The 23,025-nt window shown below is 63.8% G+C and carries 17 protein-coding genes; 6 read left to right on the top strand and 11 right to left on the bottom strand.

The features are described from left to right. Window positions 1-60 precede the first annotated feature (60 nt). Together ASN89_RS15375 and ASN89_RS15370 are read right to left on the bottom strand one after the other, a co-directional pair. Window positions 61-546: a dihydrofolate reductase gene (locus ASN89_RS15375; protein WP_058049875.1), complete on the bottom strand. Its 486-nt coding sequence runs from the start codon at window positions 544-546 to the stop codon at window positions 61-63. Then, a complete protein-coding gene (locus ASN89_RS15370; RefSeq protein ID WP_058049874.1) occupies window positions 543-1,361 on the bottom strand; it encodes an alpha/beta fold hydrolase in 819 nt (272 codons plus the stop codon). Before ASN89_RS15370 ends, ASN89_RS15375 begins: the two co-directional genes overlap by 4 nt. Window positions 1,362-1,541: 180 nt before the next feature. Here ASN89_RS15370 and ASN89_RS15365 point away from each other — a divergent pair, with 180 nt between their 5' ends. From ASN89_RS15365 to ASN89_RS15350, 4 genes are all read left to right on the top strand, one after another. Further along, window positions 1,542-2,117, top strand: a complete 576-nt coding sequence (locus tag ASN89_RS15365) for a TerD family protein (protein ID WP_034784423.1) — start codon at window positions 1,542-1,544, stop codon at window positions 2,115-2,117. Window positions 2,118-2,193: 76 nt separating this feature from the next. Then, the gene (locus ASN89_RS15360; RefSeq protein ID WP_058049873.1) at window positions 2,194-3,447 is read left to right on the top strand and encodes a TerD family protein; all 1,254 of its coding nucleotides are present in this window, start codon (window positions 2,194-2,196) and stop codon (window positions 3,445-3,447) included. A 9-nt stretch (window positions 3,448-3,456) separates the two neighbouring features. Next, window positions 3,457-4,782 carry a VWA domain-containing protein gene (locus tag ASN89_RS15355; RefSeq protein WP_058049872.1) on the top strand — a complete coding sequence of 442 codons (1,326 nt, stop codon included), beginning with the start codon at window positions 3,457-3,459 and terminating at the stop codon, window positions 4,780-4,782. Between the two features lie 169 nt (window positions 4,783-4,951). Further along, entirely contained in the window at window positions 4,952-7,222 is a 2,271-nt protein-coding gene (locus ASN89_RS15350) for an outer membrane beta-barrel family protein (protein WP_058049871.1), read from the top strand. Here the strand turns inward: ASN89_RS15350 and ASN89_RS15345 are convergent. Continuing rightward, complete coding sequence (locus ASN89_RS15345; protein ID WP_058049870.1) at window positions 7,219-8,259, bottom strand: SMI1/KNR4 family protein; 1,041 nt, start codon at window positions 8,257-8,259, stop codon at window positions 7,219-7,221. The two genes, ASN89_RS15350 and ASN89_RS15345, sit on opposite strands and share 4 nt — an antisense overlap. Continuing rightward, window positions 8,259-9,233 carry a thymidylate synthase gene (locus tag ASN89_RS15340; RefSeq protein WP_058049869.1) on the bottom strand — a complete coding sequence of 325 codons (975 nt, stop codon included), beginning with the start codon at window positions 9,231-9,233 and terminating at the stop codon, window positions 8,259-8,261. The genes ASN89_RS15345 and ASN89_RS15340 overlap by 1 nt, the downstream gene beginning before the upstream one ends. Window positions 9,234-9,399: 166 nt before the next feature. On the opposite strand from ASN89_RS15340, the gene ASN89_RS15335 reads away from it, so the two are divergent. Beyond that, a complete protein-coding gene (locus ASN89_RS15335; protein ID WP_058049868.1) occupies window positions 9,400-12,162 on the top strand; it encodes an EAL domain-containing protein in 2,763 nt (920 codons plus the stop codon). Window positions 12,163-12,359: 197 nt separating this feature from the next. Further along, complete coding sequence (locus tag ASN89_RS15330; protein ID WP_058049867.1) at window positions 12,360-13,793, top strand: OmpP1/FadL family transporter; 1,434 nt, start codon at window positions 12,360-12,362, stop codon at window positions 13,791-13,793. A gap of 141 nt (window positions 13,794-13,934) precedes the next feature. Here the strand turns inward: ASN89_RS15330 and ASN89_RS15325 are convergent, their stop codons facing one another. The 7 genes from ASN89_RS15325 to ASN89_RS15295 all read right to left on the bottom strand — a co-directional run. Then, window positions 13,935-15,026 (bottom strand): threonine aldolase family protein, encoded by a 1,092-nt coding sequence (locus ASN89_RS15325; RefSeq protein ID WP_058049866.1) that lies wholly within the window; start codon window positions 15,024-15,026, stop codon window positions 13,935-13,937. 10 nt (window positions 15,027-15,036) lie between these two features. Beyond that, window positions 15,037-15,711 carry a leucine efflux protein LeuE gene (gene leuE, locus ASN89_RS15320; protein WP_034755533.1) on the bottom strand — a complete coding sequence of 225 codons (675 nt, stop codon included), beginning with the start codon at window positions 15,709-15,711 and terminating at the stop codon, window positions 15,037-15,039. Between the two features lie 11 nt (window positions 15,712-15,722). Beyond that, the gene (locus tag ASN89_RS15315) at window positions 15,723-17,585 is read right to left on the bottom strand and encodes an ABC transporter transmembrane domain-containing protein (RefSeq protein WP_058049865.1); all 1,863 of its coding nucleotides are present in this window, start codon (window positions 17,583-17,585) and stop codon (window positions 15,723-15,725) included. 34 nt (window positions 17,586-17,619) lie between these two features. After that, complete coding sequence (locus ASN89_RS15310) at window positions 17,620-18,696, bottom strand: lipocalin-like domain-containing protein (protein ID WP_058049864.1); 1,077 nt, start codon at window positions 18,694-18,696, stop codon at window positions 17,620-17,622. Continuing rightward, window positions 18,696-21,287 (bottom strand): FtsX-like permease family protein, encoded by a 2,592-nt coding sequence (locus ASN89_RS15305; protein ID WP_058049863.1) that lies wholly within the window; start codon window positions 21,285-21,287, stop codon window positions 18,696-18,698. The genes ASN89_RS15310 and ASN89_RS15305 overlap by 1 nt, the downstream gene beginning before the upstream one ends. Beyond that, window positions 21,275-21,703: a DUF4124 domain-containing protein gene (locus ASN89_RS15300; protein ID WP_152988578.1), complete on the bottom strand. Its 429-nt coding sequence runs from the start codon at window positions 21,701-21,703 to the stop codon at window positions 21,275-21,277. The genes ASN89_RS15305 and ASN89_RS15300 overlap by 13 nt, the downstream gene beginning before the upstream one ends. Further along, the coding region (locus ASN89_RS15295; protein ID WP_058049861.1) for an FAD-binding oxidoreductase at window positions 21,700-23,025 on the bottom strand (1,326 nt) is incomplete at its 5' end. The genes ASN89_RS15295 and ASN89_RS15300, both read right to left, overlap by 4 nt.

The raw sequence follows: 23,025 nt of genomic DNA, 5'->3' as shown, positions 1-23,025 counted from the left end.
GTGACGCATGGGTGTGACAGGGGTATTACAGCAACATTCTGCTCATCATTCTCAACCTTATCAGGCTTTGCGTTCCAGCGTGACAAAGGCGTACGGCAGGCCGGATTTCTCCGAAACATGGGCTACACGCGTGGTTTCTTGCCACACGGCATGGTCAACGGCGGGGAAAAAGGCGTCGCAGTCGAAGGTCTGGCCGATTTCCGTGATGATCAAACGCTGTGTCAGGGGCAGTGACTGCTGGTAGATTTCCGCGCCGCCGATGACATAGCCTTCCGTGCCATCGAGCAGGGCGATGGCCGCTTCCACCGACGACACGGCCTCCACGCCCTCATGGCGCCAGTCCGGATTGCGCGTGATGACGATGTTGCGGCGGTTCGGCAGCGGACGGCCGATGGAATCGAAGGTCTTGCGGCCCATGAGGATGGGGTGGCCCGTCGTCAAACGCTTGAAATGCGCGAGGTCTTCCGGCAATTTCCACGGCAGGGTGTTGTCGATGCCGATGCCGCCTTGCTGGTCGGTGGCGACGATGATGGTCAAATGGTTCATTGGTTCTTTGAAAGTGGTGGGGGCGATGCCCGATGCCCGTCATTATCGTTGAAATTGCCCGCTGCCTCCAGATGCGCACGCATGGCGTCGGCCAGCGGGCCCGGCGCTTCTAGCGGAATCATGTGGCCGGTGTTCTCTTTCAGCAGATGCAGGGTGGCCTGCGGCAGGCGGGCGGCCATGGCGCGCAAATCGTCGGGATTGACGAGCTTGTCGTCTTCCGCGCCCACGATCAGCACGGGAAAATCGAGTTCCGGCAAGCGCGCCATCAAGTCAGGGCGGGCGATGGTGGTGATGAATTGCGCCAGCAGCACGTCCTTGCCCAGATCCAGTCCCATCTGCTGGATCAGGCCCGTGATCGATGCATCGTCCAAGTGCGACGGATGCAGCAGTTCGCGCAGGCGCTGGCGCGTGATGCCCGCATAGGCATTGCGCTCGAGCATGGCGACGATGCGCTGGCGCGCGCTTATTTCCGCAGGCAGCAAACCTTTGGCCGAATTGGCGATCAAAGTGAGGGACTCGATGCGCTGCGGGTGTGCCAGCGCGTGTTCGAGCGCCAGATAGGCGCCCAGCGAAAAGCCCACCAGATGGGCCTGTTGGGCGCTGTGGCTGGCAATCAGTGCCTGCATCTGCGGGCGCGTGCGCGCCTCATGCAGGGGCACGTGCTGCAGATCAAAGGCGCCGCCCAGGGCAGGCGCCAGGCGCGACCACATGCGCTCGTCGCACAGGGTGCCAGGAATGCAGTCGAGCCGTATCTGGGTATTCTTCAAGGACAAGCCTGGGGTCAAGTGATGGTGAAAATTTTTGTCGAGCGGCATTATCCGTCATTTTGCGCATTCGGGCAGCGGCGTGGTATTTTCCTTATGGCATTATTTTCAATAGTGCGCGGCTGGCAAGCAGGAACTTTATGGTAGGCTCATGGCTCATCAAGCCGGGGTACCGGCGACGTGACCTGAAACACCGAATGCAACCCATTAATTAAATAAAGAGGAAACACCATGGCGATCAGTTTGCAAAAAGGCGGCAATGTCAACCTGAGCAAGGAAGCTCCTGGCTTGAAGAAAATCGTGATTGGCCTGGGCTGGGACCCGCGCGCCACCGATGGCGCCGCATTTGACCTGGACGGCAGCGCCTTCCTGCTGAAAACGGATGGCAAGGCCCGCTCCGATGCCGATTTCATTTTTTACAACAACCTGAAGTCGGCTGACGGCTCCATCGTCCACGCGGGCGACAACACGACGGGCGGCGGCGATGGCGATGACGAGAAAGTTGCCGTCGACTTGGCCAACGTACCTGCCGACATCGACAAGATCGCCGTGGCCGTCACCATCCACGACGCGGAAAACCGCAAGCAGAACTTCGGCATGGTCGGCAAGGCCTACATCCGCTGCCTGAACGGCGACAACGGCGCGGAAATCGCCCGCTACGACCTGTCGGAAGACGGCTCGACGGAAGCGGCCATGATCTTCGGCGAAATCTACCGCGCCGGCAGCGAATGGAAATTCAAGGCCATCGGCCAGGGTTTCAAAGGCGGCCTTGGCCCTCTGGCCCGCTCGTTCGGTATTAATGCTTAAAAACCAGTTGTTTGCGTAAATGTGCCGGGTGGCGCCGCTGCCCGGTTCTGTCTTCCCTTTCTTTCTCCCTGACTCCATGGAAAACCTGATCAAGGGGCAGCGCCTGGCGCTGTCCGGCCTCGTCACGGGTAACGTCGTGCAACTGGGTCTTGCCAGCGCCGGCGTGCCGCTGGATTTTGCCTGTTTCGGCCTCGATGCCGCCGGCAAGTTGTCCGACGACCGCTACATGACTTTCTTCAACCAGCCGCGCACGCCGTGCGGCGGCGTGGAAACCTCTGCGCCGTCCGGCGATGCGGCCGGTTTCAGCTACCAGCTGGACCGCTTGCCTGTCTCCATCGAGCGCCTGGTCGTCACGGCCGCCATCGATGGCGACGCCACGATGGCACGGCTGGGCAGCGGCCATCTGCGCCTGCTCGACGGCGGGCGGGAATTGGCCCGCTACACGTATGCAGGCGCTGATTTTTCGCAAGAAAAAGCCGTCATGCTGGGCGAGTTCTACCGCAAGGATGGGGGCTGGCGCTTCATGGCCGTGGGCCAGGGTTTCAATGGCGGCCTCGATGCGCTGGTCGCGCATTTCGGCGGCGAGGTGGCGCAGGCGGCAGCGGAACCTGCGCCGTCAGCCAAGATTTCCCTGTCCAAAATCTCGCTGACCAAGGCGGGCCAGACGCACAAGGTATCGCTGGAAAAGGGCGCGGGCGCGCCGAGCAAACTCACCGTCAAGGCCAGCTGGGTCGATAACGGCGATGGCGACGACGATAATGACGACCTCGATTTAAGAGTCGGCATCCTCTTGCCGAACGGCCAGATGCGCTTCATCCAAGCGCCGGACACGGCAGGCAGCTTCGACGTCATGCCCTACGTGCGCCACCTGGGCGACGTGGCGGGCGCGGCGGGCAAGGAGCCGGCCACGGAAACGGTGGAAGTCAATCCTGCGCTGGCGCAGCATTACGGCGGCACGGTGGGCCTCGTCTTCAGCGTGTATTCGGCGGTGGCCAACGGCGCCGTCTCGGTGGCCTCCATGCGGCCGAAGATGGTCATGCAATATGGCGAGCAGATCGTCGAGTGCGCGTTCGATTTTCGTTTGTCCAAGGCGGCCGACGACGACACCGTCTACACCTATGTGATCGGCATGGCGCGCATCACGCCCGACAGCATCATCCTCGAGCCGTCCGGCAAGACGTCGGAACCGGGCAGCGAAGCGACGCCTTGGCTGAGCTGGCAGGGCGAGAACCTGCAGCTGGCTTTCAACGGTCCCGTCGTCTTCAAGGGCGAGGACAAGGAAGATGAAGAGGATTGCAATGCGGACAATCCGCGCCGCTACATCGTTTAGGAGATACTGATGGAAATCTTATCCAAGGGACAGCGCTTGCCGCTGGCCAATCTCGTTCCCGACGGCGTGCTGCAGGTCGGCGTGGCCGCGCAGGGGCTGGCGCTCGACGTGGCCTGTTTCGGCCTCGATGCCGGCGGCAAATTGTCGGATGAGCGCTACATGACTTTCTTCAACCAGCCGCGCACGCCGTGCGGCGGTGTAGAGGCGCGTGCCGGCAGCGGGGGCGATGCGGCCGAGTTTGCCTTGCAACTGGCGCTCTTGCCGGCCGGCATAGACCGCCTCGTCGTCACGGCGTCCATCGATGGCGGCGGCGTGATGTCGCAGCTGCAGTCTGGCCACGTGCGCCTGCAGGCGGGCGGACGCGAATTGGCCCGCTTTGCCTTCGCCGGTACGGATTTCGCACAGGAAAAAGCCGTCATGCTGCTTGAAATCTACCGCAAGGACGGCGGCTGGCGCTGCATGGCCGTGGGACAAGGTTTCAATGGCGGACTCGATGCGCTGGTGCGCCACTTCGGCGGCGAAGTCGACCAGGCCGCGCCTGCCGCGGCGTCGGCAATCCAGCAGGCAAAGATCAACCTGGAAAAGCGCGTTGAACGGGAAGCGCCGCAACTGGTCAGCCTCGTCAAGCAGGCGGGCGTGTCCCTGCAAAAAGTGGGGCTATCGGACCACCGCGCCAAGGTCTGCTTGTGCCTCGATATTTCCGGCTCCATGGGACGGCTGTATAAAGAGGGGCTGGTGCAGCGTTTTGCCGAGCGCATCCTGGCCCTGGGCTGCAAGTTCGACGATGATGGCGAGATCGACGTTTTCCTGTTCGGCAAGGACGTCCACCACCCGGCGCCCATGGCCTTGAACAACTGCAATACCTATGTGGGCCAGGCCATACAGCGCCATCCGCTGGAAGGCGATACGCGCTATGGCGCCGCCATGCAGGCGATCCGCGCGTTTTATTTCCCCGACAAGGCCGGCGGCGAGCGCACGCGGCCCGTCGCGGCCGAGCTGCCCGTGTACGTCATGTTCGTGACGGATGGCGGCACGAGCGACCAGGCAACGACGGAAAAGCAATTGCGATGGGCCAGCAACGAAGCCATCTTCTGGCAATTCATGGGCATCGGCAAGGGACGCAAGTCGAAAAGCAAGTTTCTTTCCGCCTTTGCCGATTCCGACTTCCCGTTCCTGGAAAAGCTCGACGAATTGCAGGGACGCCTGGTCGACAACGCCAATTACTTTTCCGTCAGCTCGCCCGACGAGCACAGCGATGCGGAACTGTATGACCTGTTGATGACGGAATATCCGGGCTGGCTGAAATTGGCGCGCGGCAATGGCTTGCTGAGGTAGTGGCCATCGGATGAGGCTGTATGACCACAAGTGCAAGAGATTTGTAAATTGAAGTAAATAACAATGGTTCGCATTTGCTTTGCGCAATGGAGTCGTGGCATGCTTTCACTGTGCCCTCACGCTGCGGCGTAGCGCCTCATCCGTAGCGTCTCCATTATTTTTTAAGCAAATGCATAAAATCCTCTTTCACTGTCTGGCGGGCAGCAGCCTGCTCGTCTCCGGCGCCGCTGTTCAGGCCCAAACCACGACTACCAGCGGCGACACCGTCGTCAAGCCCGCGCCAGCCAAGGTGCCCGCTGCCGATGCGCCGCCTTCCGTCAGCGTGACGGCGGAACGTCCCACGGGCCGCATCGACCGGCAAGTCTACGACGTCAAGTCCGACGTGGGCAGCAGCAACGGCACGGCGGCCGATGCCTTGAATAACGTGCCGTCGGTGGCCGTCGATCCCGACGGTTCCGTGTCCCTGCGCGGCAGCAGCAATGTGCAGATATTGATCGATGGCAAGCCGTCCGCCATGCTGCAGGGCGATTCGCGCGGCGCCACCCTGAACGCCATGGCGGCCGACGATATCGAATCCGTGGAAGTGATCAATAATCCCGGCGCCCAGTTCGGCAACGAGGCCGGTGGCGGGCCCATCCTGAACCTGGTGATGCGGCGCAACCGCAAGCCGGGCGGCTTTGCCACCGTCAACGCGAATGCGGGCATCGCGGGGCGCTACAACAGTTCCGTGTCCGGCACCTACAATGAAGGCCCGTGGGGCTACCAGGGCGGCATCAATGTGCGCCATGACGGCCGCAATTCCGTGGGCGAGGTCAGCCGTGAACGCCTGGAACGCGGCACTGGCGCCTTCGCCCCCAGCAGCCAGCAATCCACCAGCAACGGCTTGAACGACTCGCTGGGCTTGCACGGCACCGTCAATTACAACCTGAACGCCACCGACACCCTGGCCGCCAGCGTGTCGTACAACGGCCGCAGCAACGACCAGCGCTCGCTCGACCGCTACATCAATGGCGACAGCACGGGCAGCACCATCGGCGACTATGTGCGCAGCACCGTGCGCAATGGCGACAGCCGCAACTACAGCTGGGGGGCGCGCTACGACCACAAGGGAGAATTGCCGGGTGAAACCCTCAAAATCGATTTGCGCGTATCGTCGTCGACCAACGAGAGCGACAGCGATTATGCCAATACCTACGCGGTGACGCCCGTCAACGCCTTCGACAGCCGCGCGCGCCAGCACAGCGAAACGGGCAACCGCATCGTCGACTTCAGCGGCGACTACGAGCGTCCGCTGGCGGGCGGCACGGCCAAGCTCGGCTACAAGGTGGCCGACAACAAGAGCAGTTTCGACACTTTATATACGGACATCAACCCGGGCAGTCTGGCGGAAATCGTCAACCCCCTGCGCAGCAACCGTTTCGAGCTCGACGAGCGCACCGTCGCGCTGTACGGCTCCTACCAGATGCGCCTGACCGAGCGCTGGGGCGCGCTGGCCGGCTTGCGCGCCGAATACACGGACTTGAACGTGCGCCAGATTACGAGCGGCGTCGAGGCTGGCAACAACTACGTCAACTACATTCCCAGCCTGTTCGCTACCTATAAAGTCAGCGACGAGAGCAATCTGCGTTTCAGCTATGCGCACCGCATCCGCCGTCCGAACGCGGGCGACCTGAATCCGTACGTGGTCTACCGCGACGAATTCAATGTGTCGGCCGGCAATCCGAAGCTGAAACCCACGCAGACGGATTCATTCGAGATCGGCTATGAAACGAAGATCGCGGGCCTGGAAAGCAGCTTGCGCGCCTACCACCGGCGCGACACGGACGCCATCGTCGATTATCGCTACTTTATCAGCGACAATGTGCTCTTGACCACGCGGGAAAACGGCGCAGGCAGCCATTCGAGCGGCCTGGAGTTCAGCGTCAGCGGCAAGCTGACGCCATCGTTGACATTGAACACGAGCGGCAATCTGGCGCGCAGCCAGCAGACGAGTTCCGACGACCTGGGCAACCGCAGCACGCGCACGGCCAACGCCCTGAGCGGCCGCGCGCGTCTCAATTACCAGTTCGATGCGGCCAACCAACTACAGCTGGCCCTGCAAATGCAAGGCAAGATGCTGTCGGGGCAGGGCTACCGCTCGCCGAACAATACCTTGAATGTGAGCTGGCGCCACACGGTGACACCGCAGCTGAGCCTGGTCATGAACGTGACCGACGTGTTCAGCAGCAACAAAATGGAAACCGTCATCAACAGCGCGTCCCTGCGCGAGACGAGCACGCGGCGCTTCGATGGACGCATGATTTATGTGGGGTTGTCGTACCGCTTGGGCGGCGCCACGTCGGCGGCGAAAGAGGGCGACCGCGAACCGCGCTTCGGGCCGCCGGGCGGACGCGGGCCAGGTGGCCCTGGCGGTCCCGGCCCGGGAGGGGAACCGGGCTAGGCCGCTGCCGCGATCTCGTTCAGGAAGTCGATGAAACTGTCCACATGGCGCTCGAAGCGCCATGTGCCCATGCCATGCTCGGCGTGATACACGGGCGCATCGCCATCGACGATGTTGCCCAGGTCCAGGCAATACGGATCGGCGCCCGCGTCGGCGATCACCAGGTATTGATCCGGCCAGCCGGCGATGGTTTCCTGACTGACGGGATTCCAGGCGTAGCCGTGCTGGGCCTTGACGAGTTCGGCCGCGCCGTACAGGCTCAAGCCCTGGAAATATTGCTGGCTGTCGATAAACACGCGCAGCGGCGAATGGCAAGCGATGAAGCGCCGGTAGTGCTCCGGCAAGGTCCAGCGCTGCGCGATGCCGGCCATGTCGGCCGCGCTGGCGATGGTCAGCCAGTTCGATGGCTGGGCCAGGTCCTGCTCCTTCTTGCGTCTGGCCGCCAGTTTTTTCTCCAGCCTGGCCGCAGCTTTTTCCAGCGGCGAGCGCGGGTCCTCGAGCGCCGCATGCGTGACGGGCAGCGCATGGCCTGCGCCATCGGGGTAGCCATCGCGCTGCCAGGCCAGAACATCGGTCAGGCGCAGCTGCTCCGCTTTCCAGTGGCCGGGGTCTGTCGGCAAGCCGGCATCGAAAGGCTGGCGGCTGAACACGGCCAGGCTTTTGACGGCCTTGGCGCGCACGCTCAGCTTGGCATCTTCCGCCGTGGACAGGGCCACCAGCCGGGCATAGGCTTCATTGCCCATGCTTTTCAGCATGCCGTCCACGCCCCAGTAGGCGAGGCCGTCCATCTCAAGGCTCCAGCTGAAAAAGTCACCGTATTCTCCCGGCTCGGCCAAGGCGACGATATCGGTCATCAGGAAGGCGCGCCAGTGCAGCAGCTGTCCATCGCGCGCATACGCCATCAGGATCTCGAGCACGTCTTGCCGCTCGTCTGCGGCATGCTTTTTCAGCAACCGTTCTTTCAGCCGGGCGAACTTGCTGCCATCCGTTTCGTCAAACAGCTTGCGGTGCAGTGCTGCCAGCGGTGCGATGGCCATCAGACGGCCATCGCGGCCTTGATGGGCGCGTGATGCTCATAGCCTTCCAGCGAGAAATCGGACGGCTCGATCTTTTCCAGCCATTCCGGCTCGTACTTGCCCGTCTTGGCGTAATCGGGCACGCGGTCGGAAATGACAAACCTGGGCGCCGGGAAGGGCGTGCGTTTGAGTTGCTCTTCCACCATGTCGAGGTGATTTTCATAGATGTGCGCGTCGCCGATGAAATAGGTGAACCAGCGCGGCGTGTAGCCCGTCAGGCGCGCCACCAGGTGCAGCAGGGCCGCGCCTTCGGCGATGTTGAACGGCGTGCCCAGGCCGATATCGTTGCTGCGCACATATAAGCACAGCGAGATTTCGCGCGTGCTGGCGTTCGGGATGAACTGGTACAGCAAGTGGCAGGCGGGCAGGGCGACGGCGTCCAGCACGGCCGGGTTCCAGCCGTGGAACAGGATGCGCCGGCTGCCCGGGTTGGTCATGATGGTGTCCAGGCATTCGCGCAACTGGTCGACGGCCTTGTACAGCAGCACTTTTTGCACGCCGTCCTCGACGATGGGGGCGACCAAGGTAAAACCGTTGGCTTGCGCGTCGGCGATTTGCTCCGGTTTGGCGGCGTCCAGCAGTTTATAGGCGGGCCATTGGCGCCATTGCACGCCGTACACGGGACCAAGGTCATCCTCGCCTTCGCGGTAGGGGTTGGCCAGCCATTGCGCATTTTCATTGGCGTTCTGGTCCCACACCTTGCAGCCCAGCGCGCGGAATTCGGCCGCGTTGCGCGAGGCGCGCAGGAAGGCGCACAGTTCGCCGATCACGGATTTGAAAGCCAGTTTCTTGGTTGTCACGGCAGGGAAATTGCCGTTGGCCAAGTCGAAACGCATCATGGCGCCCGGCACGCTCAGGGTGCGGATGCCCGTGCGGTTGTCTTGCCAGCTGCCCGTTTCGAGCACGGTCTTGATCAAATCTTGATATTGCTGCATGTATTTCTCCAACGGTAAGGATGGTGATTGTAACGCAGGCGCGACAGGCTGGATGCGGGCCGCCGACTACCGCACACTAATTACACTGCTGTCTTACCTGTAAACATGACTCTGTGGTAATTTGTGTGTCCTTAAAGAAATGCACAGAAACGGCAGACGCTGCACCATGTTCTTGCGACAATTTGTAAATAATAATAACGGCGCCGTGGTGGAGATGAGCAGGGCCGATTTCCTCAAGGCCAACTTGCGCCTGATCCTGGCCTGGCCCTTGCTGGGTCTCGTCCTGTGCGCGGTGCTGTGGACGGCCACCTTGCTGCAACTGGAGGCGGAAAAGAAGGTGGCGCAGCAGCAGGCGCTCGACAGCGTGTCCTCGTTGTCGAAAGCGTATGGCCAGTATCTGCTGCGCACCTTGGAGCAGATGGATCAGCTGACCTTGCAGCTCAAGTATGAGTGGGAAAATTCGCGCGGCCAGTTGCGGCTCGATCAATTGAAGACGCAGGGCATGTATGCCTTGCCGCAATTTGCCATCGTCGCCATCCTTGACCGCAAGGGCCACCCCGTGACGGCCACGGCGCCGCTGCAGCGCCTGCGGGTCAACGAACGCAGCGATTTCCTGCTGCGCCACTGGCGCAGCAATTCCAGCGCCCTGCGCATCGCGCTGGGGCGGGCCAATGCGGCCAATGTGGACGATCAGGCCACGGCGCCCGGCGCCGACGAAAGCCTCGTGCATTTCACGCGCCGGCTGGAAGACGAAGATGGCAATTTCGACGGCGTGCTGCTGATCTCGATTCATTCCAGCTATTTTTCCGAATTCTACAACAGCGTCAATTTCGGCAAGTTCGGCATGTCCGCCATGGTAGGCGAGGAGGGCGAGCTGTTCAGCACGCGCCTCGGCGCGCGCGTACTGCCGACACGGAGCGGTGAAGGCACGCCATTTCTCGACACCAGTTTCCTGGAAACGGAGAGCGGCGCCCTGCATTCGAGCGGCCGGATCGCTTTTTCCGACAAGCAAAGCCGCTACGTGGGATGGCAAGCGCTGAAAGCCTATCCGTTTACGGCCGTGGTCGGACTGTCGGATGGCGAAATGCTGCACCCCTACGAGGAGACGCGCACGATTTATATCGGCATCGCCCTGGCCGTCACTTTGCTGCTGCTGGCCTTTACCGCCATCGCCACCGTGCTGTCGCTGCGCCTGGCGTGGCGCCACCACCAGTCCGAAGGCGTGCGCAATGCCTACCGCATGGCAACCGAAGGCACGAGCGACGGCTTTTATATCATTGCCGCCCTGCGCGGTGCGGATGGCAGCATCCTCGATTTCGAGATGGTCGACTGCAACGAGCCGGGCGCCGGCTATTTCGGCGTGCGGCGCGAACAATTGCTGGGCATGCGATTGCAGTCGCGCGCCCATGAACCGTATTTCCGCGACCTGATCCATAATTACCGGGCCGCCATGGTTTCCGGCTTTTCCGAGGAAGAGATCGAGCTGCCGGAAGGCAACCCCTTCAAGCTGCGCTGGATACGCCGGCGCCTGGTGCGCAGCGGCGACCGCCTGGCCGTCACCCTGCAAGACATCAGCACGGCCAAGGAGCACGAGCGCGACTTGCGCCGCCTGGCCACCGAAGACGGCTTGACGGGCTTGCCCAACCGCTACTGGCTGCAGCAATTCCTGCCCGGTGCGCTTGGCCGCGCCGCTGTCGCGCGGCGCATGCTGGCGTTGCTGTTCATCGACCTCGACGGCTTCAAGGATATCAACGACACGCAGGGCCACGCCGAGGGAGATAAAGTGTTGCGTGCCGCCTCCTTGCGTCTGAAGGCCGTGCTGCGGCCGGGCGACCACGTGGTGCGCCTGGGCGGCGACGAATTCGTCGTCGTGCTCGACCCGGTGGAAGACGACAGCCGTGCCGAGCAGGTGGCGCAACGCATCGCCATCGCCTTCGACGAACCGTTTTACCTGGGCAGCGAACGCCACAAGATGGGCGCTTCGATCGGCATCAGCCTGTATCCGCGCGATGGCGCCGAGACGGATGTGCTGCTGAAGAACGCCGACATCGCCATGTATGCCGTGAAAGTGGCGGGCAAGGGCCATCACCGCTTCTTCCAGCCGGAACTGTTCGAAACTATCCGCAGCCGCCGCGAACTCGAGCAAAGCCTGGTGGCGGCGCTGGAGCAGGACCAGTTTCTCGTCGTCTACCAGCCGCGCGTCGACGCCATGAGCGGGCAGCTGTGCAGCATGGAGGCGCTCGTGCGCTGGCACCATCCGCAGCACGGTATGGTGCCGCCGCTGGAATTCATTCCCGTGGCCGAGAGCAGCGGCCTGATTTCACAGCTGGGCGAAGTCGTCATCGAAAAAGTATGCCTGCAGATGGCGCGCTGGCAGGCCAGCGGACTGGAACTGGTGCCCGTGTCGATCAACGTCTCGGCGCGCCAGTTCGGGCGTGGCGACGTGCACCAGGTGCTGGCGTCCGCGCTGACGCGCCACCGCATCGATGCGCGCCTGATCGAGGTGGAAATCACGGAATCGGCCATGATGGATGAACAGAACCGCGCCGTGGAGCAGCTGTCGGCCATCCGCGCGCTGGGCGTACGCCTGCTGGTCGACGATTTCGGCACCGGATACTCTTCGCTGTCGCAGTTGCAGAAGTTCGCCATGGATGGCTTGAAGATCGACCGCGCCTTCACCATGGAGCTGGGCCGCTCGGAGCAGGGCGAGGTCTTCGTGCGCGCCATCCTGTCGATGGCGCATGCGCTGGGCATGAGCGTGGTGGCCGAGGGCGTGGAGACGCGCGAGCAGCTCGACATTCTGCGCGTGCTGCAATGCAATGAAGTGCAGGGCTATTTCATCTCGCGCCCTGTGCCGGCCGAACAGATGCTGGCGCTGATGCATCAGCGCTTTCTGATACCGCTTCCAGCCCCGGCACTGGCCCTGTAGAACGCCGTGATTGGCGAGGAAAACAACGCTGTTTCATAAAAAGAGCGAACGTTCGCTTTTTTCTAAAAAATATTATATGCTTCGCTCATGCCGTCAGTGAATTGGAGTTCACGGCGGCAAGAAAAGCGCAAGACGGGGCAGTTGAGATGCCCGCGATAGTGTGCCGAAGACACTTCATATAATAAAGAGAGACTAACTTGAAACATAAATATCTGCCCCTCCTGATCGTTGCCGCGTTCGCCGGCATCTCTTCCACCGCACAAGCATCGGGCTACCGTTTTGGTTCGCAAAGCGTATCGGGCCAGGGTTCGGCCGACGCCAACGGCGCAGAAGCGGCCGACGCGTCGACCATTTTCTACAACCCGGCCGGCATGTCGCGCCTGGAAGGCACGCAACTCGTTGGCGGCGGCACCCTGGTGGTACCGCATTCGACTTACCAGGACACGGGTTCGAAGACCTTCACCGGCCGTACGCCGGGCGGCACGACCAAGGATTACGCGCCGGACGCCGTCTTTGCGCCAGCCCTGTATGCGAGCAAGAAGGTCAATGAGCAATGGACCGTCGGCATGGGCCTGTTCGTGCCTTACGGCGCCAAGCTCGATTACGGCAATGACTGGAGCGGCCGCTATGCGATCACCAACATCAAGCTCGAAGCCATCGCCCTGAATCCTTCCGTTTCCTTCAAGGTCAATGAACACCATTCCTTCGGTTTCGGCGTTACCGCGGAACACATGAAGGCGGAACTGGGCCAGGCGGTCGACGTGCCGGGTTCCGTGGCCTTCCTGGCCCAGCACGCGCCAGCCGCGTCGCAAGCCTTCCTGGCCAATATCGCCAAGACGCAGGGCCTGGCCGCAGCGCAGGCAGCCGGCGCCGCGCTGAAGGGCGCCAAGGATGGCCACGCCTCTATGGATGGCGACGACTGGGGCTTCGGCTTCAACCTGGGCTATCTGTACCAGATGAATGAAGGCACGCGTTTCGGTATTTCCTACCGTTCGTCGATTTCGCACAAGCTGAAAGGCGACACGATCTGGGACTTCTCGCAAGTGTCGGACAACGCCGCCGTGAACGCCTTCATCGCCAAGGCATCGAACAAGGTCAACTCCAAGGCGCTGGTGGAAGTGCGCACGCCGGAAACCCTGTCGATCAACGCCTTCCATCAGATGGATGATCGTTGGGCCTTGATGGGCGACGTCACCTGGACCCGCACTTCGCGCCTGCAGAACCTGGACATCCAGTTCCCGCCGACGACCGAAGGCGCCGAGCGCATCCGCCAGCAGTGGAAGAACACCTACCGCGTATCGCTGGGCACCAACTACAAATACAGCGAAAACCTGCTGCTGCGCGCCGGTATCGCGCATGACCAGGCGCCAGTGCGCAGCGCCGAGCTGCGTCATCCAGCCCTGCCGGACAGCGACCGCATGCAGTACTCGATCGGCGCGAACTGGAAGCTGAACGCCAATTCCTCGCTCGACCTGGCTTACAGCTTCATCGACTTCAAGGATGCTGACGTCAACTACAAGAATGACTGCTCGCCGGTGACCCCTGGCTGCACCGGCAACGGTGAAACCACCAAGGGCCTGTTCAAGACCCGCATGCAGTTGATCGGTCTCGCTTACAACTACAAGTTCTAAGCAGGTAGTGGCGGCCGACCCGGCCGCCATGAAATGAAAAAAGCGCCTTCGGGCGCTTTTTTTTTGGTGACGACTGTAGTGTTGTCGGCTTACGCGCTGCGCGCTAACCCGACCTACCCGACCTACCTCGACCTGCGTTGCTCAGGCTTTCATGCGCATGGTCTGATCCAGCAGGGTCAATGCCAGCCGCACGGTGTCATCGGGCAGGTCCAGCAAATTATCGCCCACATACCATTCCACCACGCTGTGCCCGGGCAGGGCGGCGTGGCTGGCGCGGCCGAACAGCCAGATGCCATGGTCTTCCGCCAGCTGGTTGCGGATGGCGATGGCCCGCTCGCGCGAGACGGGCAGGTGCAGGTGCAGCATGTTGGCCTGCGGGGAGGCGGGATTGACGGCAATCGATGGAAAGTCGCGCAGCTGCGCGTACAGCCACTGCGTGCGTGCGAAATAGCGGGGCATGGCGGCCAGGCGCGCATCGAACTGCATGGCGGCGGCCACCACGTACGGCGTGCGGTGCACGATGTTGCCGCCCTGGCGGCGGAACCATTCGCGCGCCCGTTCGACAAAGGGGCGGCTGCCGGCCAGCACGGCGCCGCCGAGGCCGCCGATGCCCTTGTACAGCGACACGTAGACGGAATCGAAGCCGCCGCAGATGGCGGGCAGGGATTGGTTGAAACCTGCTTGCGCTTCCCACAGGCGTGCGCCATCCATGTGCAAATGGATATTGTGGTCGCGGCAGTGCCGCTTGATGTCGTTCAACGCGTCCCATGACGGGCACTGGCCGCCGATTTCGCGCATCGGCAGTTCGACCTGCGCGGCGCCCAGCGCATCGGGCACGGCGCGCAAATCGTCGACCGTCCACGGACGGTGCGGGTCGCCGAGTATCAAACCCTTGAAGTGATCGAGCAATTCATGGTTGCCCCGCTCGTGGCGCAGGATATGCGAAGTGGGGTGCAGCGCGACCAGGCGCGAGCCCCGGTCCTGGCACGCCAGGCGCAGGGCCGTGACCTGCGTCATGGTGCCCGTGATGCAGAATATGGCCGCTTCGAAACCGAGCAGGCTGGCGACCTTGTTCTCGAACTGTTCGATCAGCGCGCCTTCGCCATAGGTGTCGTGCGCGATGTCGTTGGCGTCGCACCAGGCGGCCATGGCGGCGAAGGTGGCGCTTGGGGTGGGCTGGCGGTGGCCGGGCAGGACGGTGTGGCAGCGCTGGCGCAGCTCAAGTTCGTTCACGGTGTTTTCCTTACAAGGTGGCCGTAGCCAGTTTCGCGCCGAAGCCGATGAACATGGCGCCCACGCCGCCGCCCATACCGGCCGACAGGCGGCGACGGCGGCGGAAGGTGTCGGCCAGGCGGGCGCCGACAAAGATGATGGCCGTCAGATAGGTAAAGCTGATCACCTGGCAAATCAGGCCCAGGCCGACGAAGGACAGCACGGGATTCGGGAAGGCCGGGTCGACGAACTGGATGAAGAAGGAAATGAAGAACAGGATGGCTTTCGGGTTCATCAGGCTGATGATCAGGGCCTTGCGGAATGGATCGCTTTCCTTGACGGGCGCTGGCGCGGCAGGCGCTTCACCGTCGGCCGGCGCGGGCGCGCGCAGCTTGCGCCAGCAGCCGATCAGCATTTGCAAGCCGATCCAGCCCAGGTAGGCCGCGCCGATGTATTTCACCACATAGAACAGGGCCGGGCTGGCTTTCAGCAGGGAGGCCACGCCGCAGGCCGACAGCACCATCAATATCAGGTCGCCGGCGAAGATGCCGAAGGCGCCCTGGTAGGCGGTGCGCACGCCGCGCTGGGCCGCGACCGACAGCACATACATGGAATTGGGGCCTGGCAGGATGACGATGAAGATCGTCCCCAGCAAAAAGGTCCAGAAGTCGGTGATGCCCAGGTTGGCGTGGAAAAGTGCGTTCATGATGGTTCTGTTTAATTGAGTTGTACGTGATGGAATTGCAGGGCCGCCAGATTCGCATAGATGCCACCCAATGCGACCAGTGACGCGTGCGTGCCCGTCTCGACGATCTTGCCGTCTTCCATGACGATGATGCGGTCGGCCCGCTGGACGGTAGCCAGGCGGTGCGCGATGATGACGGTGGTGCGTCCCACCATGGCCGCTTCCAGCGCCTTTTGCACCAGGCGTTCCGATTCCGCGTCCAACGCGCTCGTCGCTTCATCAAGCAGCAGCAGGGGCGGATTTTTCAGCAGGGCGCGGGCGATGGCGATGCGCTGGCGCTGGCCGCCGGACAGGCGCACGCCCCGTTCGCCGAGGAAGGATTTGTAGCCGTTCGGCAGGCGCTCGATGAATTCGTGGGCGGCCGCCATCTTCGCGGCCGCGATGACTTCCGCGTCGCTGGCGCCGGCGCGGCCGTAGCGGATGTTTTCCATCGCGTCGGCCGAGAAGATCACGGTATCTTGCGGCACGATGCCGATGGCGTCGCGCAGGGTGTGCAGGTCAAGCTGCTTGATATCGACGCCGTCGAGGCGGATGCTGCCGCTTTGCGGGTCATAGAAGCGCAGGAACAGCTGGAACAGCGTGGTCTTGCCGGCGCCGGACGGGCCCACGACGGCCACCGTTTCGCCGGCGCGGATGTCGAGGCTGACGTGATCGAGCGCTGCAGTATCGGGACGCGAGGGGTACGAGAACATGACATCGTCCAGCGACAGCGAGGCGCCGGTGGCGGCGCGCGCGGGCAGCGGCAGCGGCGTGGCCGGGGATTCGATTTCCGATTTGACGGCCATCAGTTCCAGCAGGCGCTCGGTGGCGCCGGCCGCGCGCTGCGCTTCGCCCATCACTTCGGACAGGGCGCCGATGGCGCCGGCCACGATGGATGCGTACAGGATGAACTGGCCCAAATCTCCCCCCGTCATCGAGCCTTCCAGCACGGCGCGCGCCCCCAGCCACAAGACAAACACGATGGTGCCGAAGACCAGCAGGATGGCGATCATGGTGAGCAGGGCGCGGGCGCGGATGCGGCGCATGGCCGTCATGAAGGCGCCTTCGACGGAGTCACCGAAGCGTTTCGATTCGATTTTCTCGTGCGTAAACGCCTGCACTGTGGGCATGGCGTTGAGGATTTCGCCGGCCATGGCCGACGCGTCGGCGATGCGGTCCTGCGAATCGCGCGACAGCTTGCGCACACGTCGGCCAAACACGATGATGGGCACGACGACGAGGATCAGCAAGCCGATGATGATGCCCGCCAGCTTGGCGCTGGTGACGAACAGCATCACCAGGCCGCCCAGGAACAGCAGCACATTGCGCAGCGCCATCGAGATACTGGTGCCGACGACAGCCTGGATCAAGGTCGTGTCGGTGGTGATGCGCGACAGGACTTCGCCCGTCTGCGTCGTTTCAAAGAAGGCGGGGCTTTGCGTGACCACGTGGCGGTACACGGCGCTGCGGATGTCGGCCGTGACGCGCTCGCCCAGCCACGAGACCGTATAGAAGCGGGCCGCCGTGGCCAGCGCCAGGATAGACGCCACGCCGAACAGGGCGAGGAACACCAGGTCGACGTGCTGGATGCTGCTTGAACCGGCCGCGCCGCCGAAACCGAGGTCGATCATCTGCTTGAAGGCGGCCGGAATGGCCAGGGTCGAGGCGGCGGCCACCACCAGCGCGATACCGGCCAGGAAGAACTGCTTGCGGTACGGCGTCAGAAAGGGCATCAAGCCCTTGAAGGCGGCCAGGCTGCCCTTTTTCAGTTCGCGGCTGGTGCCGGTGTCGGGCGTGGTTGCGGTGCTTGCGGCGGTTGCTGTGCTCGTATTGCCTGTTTCTGTGCTGGTTGTCATTGTTTTTCGCTTTGATTTACATATACGGTACTGCTTATAACTTCATCGGCTGGACGTAGCCCGTCATTTCCAGGTAGGCGCGGCCCACCGGCTGGCCGTCGCGCTCCACCGTCACGGCGCCTTCCCAGTACACGGCCCCCGTCGAGCGGCGCGAATCGAGTTCCTGGTCCGCTTGCAGCGGCTTGATGTGCCAGCGCGTGGCACCCGTGCGGATTTCGGTGGCGACCGGGTATTCGGCTTGCGTGCGGGGCGAGCGCCACAGCTGCGTGGGCGTGAAATCGACGTCGCCGGGCGCGAACTGCGTCATCTTACCGGACGCATCGCGCCATGTCGCGTGCGCCCATAGTTTAGCACCTGTCTTGCTGCGGATCTGGAAGGCCATCAGGGCGCCGCCGTCATCGAGGTTGGCGCCTATCCAGTTCCAGCCGCTGGCATCTTCATCGAGCACCTGGCTTGACCACTCGTGATCGAGCCAGGTGGCGCCCGTCACGGCTTCCGGCTTGCCGCCCGCGCGCGCGATCGTGCCCGTTGTGCGCAGCTGCGGCTTGCTGTAGTAGTAACTCGATTGCGCGGGCCGCGCGCCCTTGCGCGAGTAGCCGTTCTCGCCTTGCAGCAGCACGGGCTGGCTCGGGGCGAGGGTCAGCCGCAAGTTGAATTCGCGCGCGGCGAGGCTGACCCGGTAGCTGCCGTCCGCTTGCCGCTGCATGCGCCAGTCGTCGAGTTTCACGTCCGTGTCGCCCACCTTGGCGTAGGCCAGGCCGAAACCCTCGCGCGCGCTTTTCTCGTCGTGCAGCAGCTTGCCCACTTTCGGGTCGGACAGGGCCGCATGGCCGATGATCAGCTGCTTGGGCGCAAATGCGCTGGGGTTGTCCGCATCCGTGGCCGTGGCGCTGCGAAAGAAGGTCACCTGGTAGCCCAGTTGCTCGCCGCCGGCGGTTTTTACCCAGCCCGTGGCGTACCACCATTCCGTTTTATACGCGGGATGGGCGCCGAAGTCGTGCGGCAGGCGCAGGGTCTGGCCGGCCGGCAGCGGCGTGACGGGGGCGAAGGCGGGCGGCGCGGCCAGGGCAGGCAGGGCCAGAGCAAGCAGCAAGATGGCGATATGGCGCATCACCAGTCCTCCCTGACGGCGCGGATGGGGCCAGCGGACAGCGCCTGGCGGCCTGCGATCAGCGCCGTGGCGGCGGCTGCCGTCAACAGGGCGCCGGCCACGGTGGCGATCAAGGACCACGGCAGGTGCAGTTGCATGGTCCAGTGGAACGATTGGGGATTGACGATGAAGACCAGCACAAAGCTGATCAACAAGCCCAGGACAAAACCGGTGGCGATGCCCAGCGCCGTCAGCGCGCCGCCTTCCAGCGCCAGGATGGATAAAATCTGACCGCGTGTCACGCCCACGTGGCGCAGCATGCCGAATTCGCGCGCGCGCGCCAGGGTCTGCGCGGAGAACGTGGCGGCCACGCCAAACAGGCCGATGACGATGGCGATGGCTTCCAGCAGATACGTGACGGCGAAGCTGCGGTCGAAAATCTGCAGGCTCAGGGCGCGGATGGCCGAGGGGTTCGACACTTCCAAGCTGGCGCCGAAGGGCAGGCTTTTCAGGCGCTGCTGCAGTTCGTCGCCCGTGGCGTCCTTGGCCAGCCACAGGGCCGCATCGCTGACATCGAGGTCGCCCGTCAGCGCGCGATAGTCGTCCAGCGGCATCTGGATGGCGCCGGAAGAGCGCGCATAGTCGCGCCAGATGCCGGCGACAAAGAACTGGTGCAAGCCGCCGGCCAGCGGCAAGGCTATCTGCTGGCCCGGTTTGACGTTATACAGGTCGGCCGCCGCCTCGGACAGCCACACGGGTTTCGCGCCATTGGGCACGGGCAGGGTGTCGCCCACCAGCACCATGCTCTTGCCCGGGTCTTGCAAATTGATGGGGCGCGCCAGCAAGATCACGTTGGGGCGGTCGGGCGCCAGCGACAGCGAGCGCACGCGCTGGAAATCCACTCTGGCCACCTCGGGCAGGGCCGTGATGCTGGCCTGTTCGCGCGGGTTCAAGCCTGCCGTGCCGCCGCTGGCGGCCGTGCGCGCATACACGTCGGCGGGCAAGATCTGCAGCAGCCAGTCGTCGACGGAGACGCGGAAACTCGACACCATGATGGCCATCGCCACCATCAGGCTAAAGCTCGACAGCACGCCGCCCAGGGCGATACCGGCCTGGCCCGAGGCGTTCGCCAGGCGCGCCAGGGTCAGGCTGCGCACGGGCGCATGTTTGCTCGTGTCCGTGCGCAGCCAGGCGCGCTGCAGGAAACGGAAGACGACGGCGGCCAGCTGCGGCATCAGGGCGATGGCGCCGATCAGCAGCAGGGCGATGGACAGATAGCCGAACAGGGGCAGCTCGAACACGGGTGGCAGGAACGTCAAGGCGCCAGCCAGCAGCAAACATGCCAGCGCCGGCCAGGTCTTGGCCAGGCGCGTCGTCACGACTTCCTCGCTGCCCGATTTCAGGGCGATGGCGGGGGCCGCGCGGGCCGCTTCCAGTGCGGGCGCGGCGCAGCCCAGCAAGGCGACGCCGAGGCCCAACGTAAAATAGACGAAGGCGGCGACGGGCGTGAACTGCACCTGCGGCTGCACGCCCGAGAAATAGCCGGCGCCCAGGTCGCCGCCAAAAAAGCGCAGGGCCACGGCGGCCATGGCGTAGCCGCCGACGATGCCCAGCGCGGCGCCGACGACACCGAGGCTGGCGCCTTCCAGCAGCACCTGGCGCAGCAACTGGCCCCGTTCCATGCCCAGCACGCGCAGCAGCGCGAACTGGCCCCGGCGGCGGATGACGGACAGGGCCTGCGTGGAAAAGACCAAAAAGGCGCCCGTAAACAGGGCGACGAGGGCCAGGACCGTCAGGTTGGCCCGGTAGGCGCGGCTCAGGTTATTGTTGCGGCTATTCTGGTTTTCGTCATTCGGCTGGCCCACCTGGAAGCGCCCCGGGTACTGCGCTTCCAGCGCGCGGGAAAGATCCGCCTGGAAGGCGTCGCGGTTGACGCCCTGGCGCAGTTTCAGGTCGATGCGCGACAGTTTGCCCAGCTTGTTGAAGCGCCATTGCGCCGCGCCGATATCCATCACGGCGATGCGCTGGCCTGCGCGCGTCCGCTGCAGCGAACCGGCCACGCGCAGGCTGACCGTGCCCGTACCCGATTGCAGGGCGACGTGGCCGCCTTCGGCCACGTCGAGCCAGCGCAAGGCGGCCGGCGACAGAAATAAGGCGTCGTCGGCCAGGGTGTCGAAAGGCTGGCCTTCGGCGGGCGCGCCGATCAGATCGGGCGAGATGAAGCCCGCGCGGAAGACGTCGAGCGCCAGGATGTGCAGCGGGCCGGCGTCCTTCTTGCCGGCCACCGTGGCTTGCAATTCCAGCACGGGCGAGGCTACGGCCACGCCGTCGCGCTGCGCCAGCTGCGGGTAGACGGCTTCGTCGAACAGCGCTTCGCGCCCGGCCACCTGTACGTCGGCCTGGCCGGACAGGCTTTTGACGGCCGTGGAAAATTCATTGAAGGCGGCGGCGTTGATCAGATGGATGGCAAAGCCCAGCGACACGCCGATGGCGATGGCGAGGATGGCGACGAGGGCGCGCACGGGATGCGCGCGCCATTCGCCCAGCAGCAGCCAGCGCGACAGCAGGCGCGTCGTCGCCGGGCTGGCCAGCGGCGCACTCAATTCAGGCATTCGACGGCCAGGCGTTCGCCGGCGCGCCGCGCTTTCAGTTGCGCCGTGTCGCGGGTTTTATCGCCCGCGCCGACGGCGTCCTGCGCCGCCCATTTCTGCTCCAGGCGCAGTTGGGCGCAATGCTTGTCGCGCGCCTCCAGCTGTTTTGCGGCCCGTTCACGGGCCTGGTCTTCCAGTTTTTCCTGCTGCTTGCGCGCCGCTTCCATCTGGCTGGCCACCCGTTCCTGGCGCGTGGCCGCACCCTTGTCGACGGCAGGCGGAGGCGAGGGGACTTCCAGGATCTGCAGTTGGCCGGCCGTGCACGGCGTGGCGCTATAGCTGGTGTGGCCATCCTGTACGCATTTGTAGACGTCCTGCGCACTGGCGGAGCCGGCCAGCAAGACCATGGCACAGAGCAGGAGGGACGGCGATTTCACAATATCTTCCCCGGATTCATGATGTTCTGCGGGTCCAGCGCCTGTTTGACGGCGCGCATCAGCTGCAGTTCCAGCGGCGACTTGTAGCGGGCCAGGTCGTCTTTCTTCAGCGCGCCGATGCCGTGTTCGGCCGATATCGAGCCGCCAAAGCCATGGACCTGGTCGTGCACGATGCGGTTGATCGCGTCCTGGTTGGCGAGGAAATCACGGTCCGTCATGCCGGTGGGCGGCGCCACGTTGTAGTGCAGGTTGCCGTCGCCCAGGTGGCCGAAGCACACGAGCTGGCAGCCGGGGAAGGCCGTTGCCAAAGCCGCATCCGTGACGGCGATGAAATCGGCGATGCAGGAAATGGGCAGCGAGATATCGTGCTTGATGTTCTTGCCCGCCTGCGCCTGCGCCAGCGGAATATGTTCGCGCAGCTGCCATAGTCCCTCGGACTGCGCCACGGAACTGGCGACGACGGCGTCGGCTATCAACTCGTCTTCCAGCGCCGCGCCGATGCTCGCTTCCAGCAATTCGATGGCGTGGGCCTCGGACTGGCTGCTCGATAATTCCAGTAAGACGTACTGGCCGTGGGCTTCGGCGAATGGACGCGGCAGCTGCGGGAACTGTTCCGCCACCAGCTGCAGACAATACTGCGACATCAATTCAAAACCCGTCAGGCTGGCGCCGCAATGGTCCTGCATCAGGCTTAATAAACGCAGCGCGTGGGCGGGCGAGGGCATGGCGGCCAGCGCCGTGATGCACGCTTTCGGCTGCGGATACAACTTCATGACGGCACCCGTGATGACGCCCAGGGTGCCTTCCGCGCCGATGTACAGGTCGCGCAAGTCGTAGCCCGTGTTGTCTTTGCGCAGGCCGCGCAAGCCGCTCCAGATTTCGCCTTGCGGCGTGACCACTTCCAGGCCCAGGCACAGTTCGCGCGTGTTCCCGTAGCGCAGCACGGCCGTGCCGCCCGCGTTCGTCGCCAAATTTCCGCCGATGGTGCAACTGCCTTCGGCCGCCAGCGACAGGGGAAACAGACAGCCGGCGGTGCTGGCCGCTTCCTGGATGGTTTGCAAAATGCAGCCCGCATCCACCGTGATGGTGCGGTTGACGGGATCGAGCGCGCGGATGCCGTTCAGGCGCGCCAGCGACAGCACGACGGCAGTGCCGGCGGCATCCGGGATGCTGCCCAGCACCAGTCCCGTATTGCCGCCTTGCGGCACGACGGGCACCTGCCATTGCGCGCAGGCGCGCAGAATACCCGCCACTTGTTCCACAGTGGCGGGGCGCAGCACGGCCAGGGCCTTGCCCGTAAACCGGTCGCGCCCGTCGGTGAG

Source organism: Janthinobacterium sp. Ant5-2-1, from assembly GCF_001445815.1.
Classification (GTDB): domain Bacteria; phylum Pseudomonadota; class Gammaproteobacteria; order Burkholderiales; family Burkholderiaceae_D; genus Janthinobacterium; species Janthinobacterium lividum_E.
The sequence above is the reverse complement of the archived record's forward strand: the minus strand, read 5'-3'. Positions and strand labels throughout refer to the sequence as shown.

What these genes read in the sequence shown, in the direction of transcription:
- ASN89_RS15310 (WP_058049864.1), bottom strand. Translation starts at nt 18,696, where the DNA reads ATGCGCCATATCGCCATCTTGCTGCTTGCTCTGGCCCTGCCTGCCCTG.
- ASN89_RS15375 (WP_058049875.1), bottom strand. Translation starts at nt 546, where the DNA reads ATGAACCATTTGACCATCATCGTCGCCACCGACCAGCAAGGCGGCATC.
- ASN89_RS15305 (WP_058049863.1), bottom strand. Translation starts at nt 21,287, where the DNA reads ATGCCTGAATTGAGTGCGCCGCTGGCCAGCCCGGCGACGACGCGCCTG.
- ASN89_RS15350 (WP_058049871.1), top strand. Translation starts at nt 4,952, where the DNA reads ATGCATAAAATCCTCTTTCACTGTCTGGCGGGCAGCAGCCTGCTCGTC.
- ASN89_RS15345 (WP_058049870.1), bottom strand. Translation starts at nt 8,259, where the DNA reads ATGGCCATCGCACCGCTGGCAGCACTGCACCGCAAGCTGTTTGACGAA.
- ASN89_RS15360 (WP_058049873.1), top strand. Translation starts at nt 2,194, where the DNA reads ATGGAAAACCTGATCAAGGGGCAGCGCCTGGCGCTGTCCGGCCTCGTC.
- ASN89_RS15335 (WP_058049868.1), top strand. Translation starts at nt 9,400, where the DNA reads ATGTTCTTGCGACAATTTGTAAATAATAATAACGGCGCCGTGGTGGAG.
- ASN89_RS15355 (WP_058049872.1), top strand. Translation starts at nt 3,457, where the DNA reads ATGGAAATCTTATCCAAGGGACAGCGCTTGCCGCTGGCCAATCTCGTT.
- ASN89_RS15340 (WP_058049869.1), bottom strand. Translation starts at nt 9,233, where the DNA reads ATGCAGCAATATCAAGATTTGATCAAGACCGTGCTCGAAACGGGCAGC.
- leuE (WP_034755533.1), bottom strand. Translation starts at nt 15,711, where the DNA reads ATGAACGCACTTTTCCACGCCAACCTGGGCATCACCGACTTCTGGACC.
- ASN89_RS15315 (WP_058049865.1), bottom strand. Translation starts at nt 17,585, where the DNA reads ATGACAACCAGCACAGAAACAGGCAATACGAGCACAGCAACCGCCGCA.
- ASN89_RS15370 (WP_058049874.1), bottom strand. Translation starts at nt 1,361, where the DNA reads ATGCCGCTCGACAAAAATTTTCACCATCACTTGACCCCAGGCTTGTCC.
- ASN89_RS15365 (WP_034784423.1), top strand. Translation starts at nt 1,542, where the DNA reads ATGGCGATCAGTTTGCAAAAAGGCGGCAATGTCAACCTGAGCAAGGAA.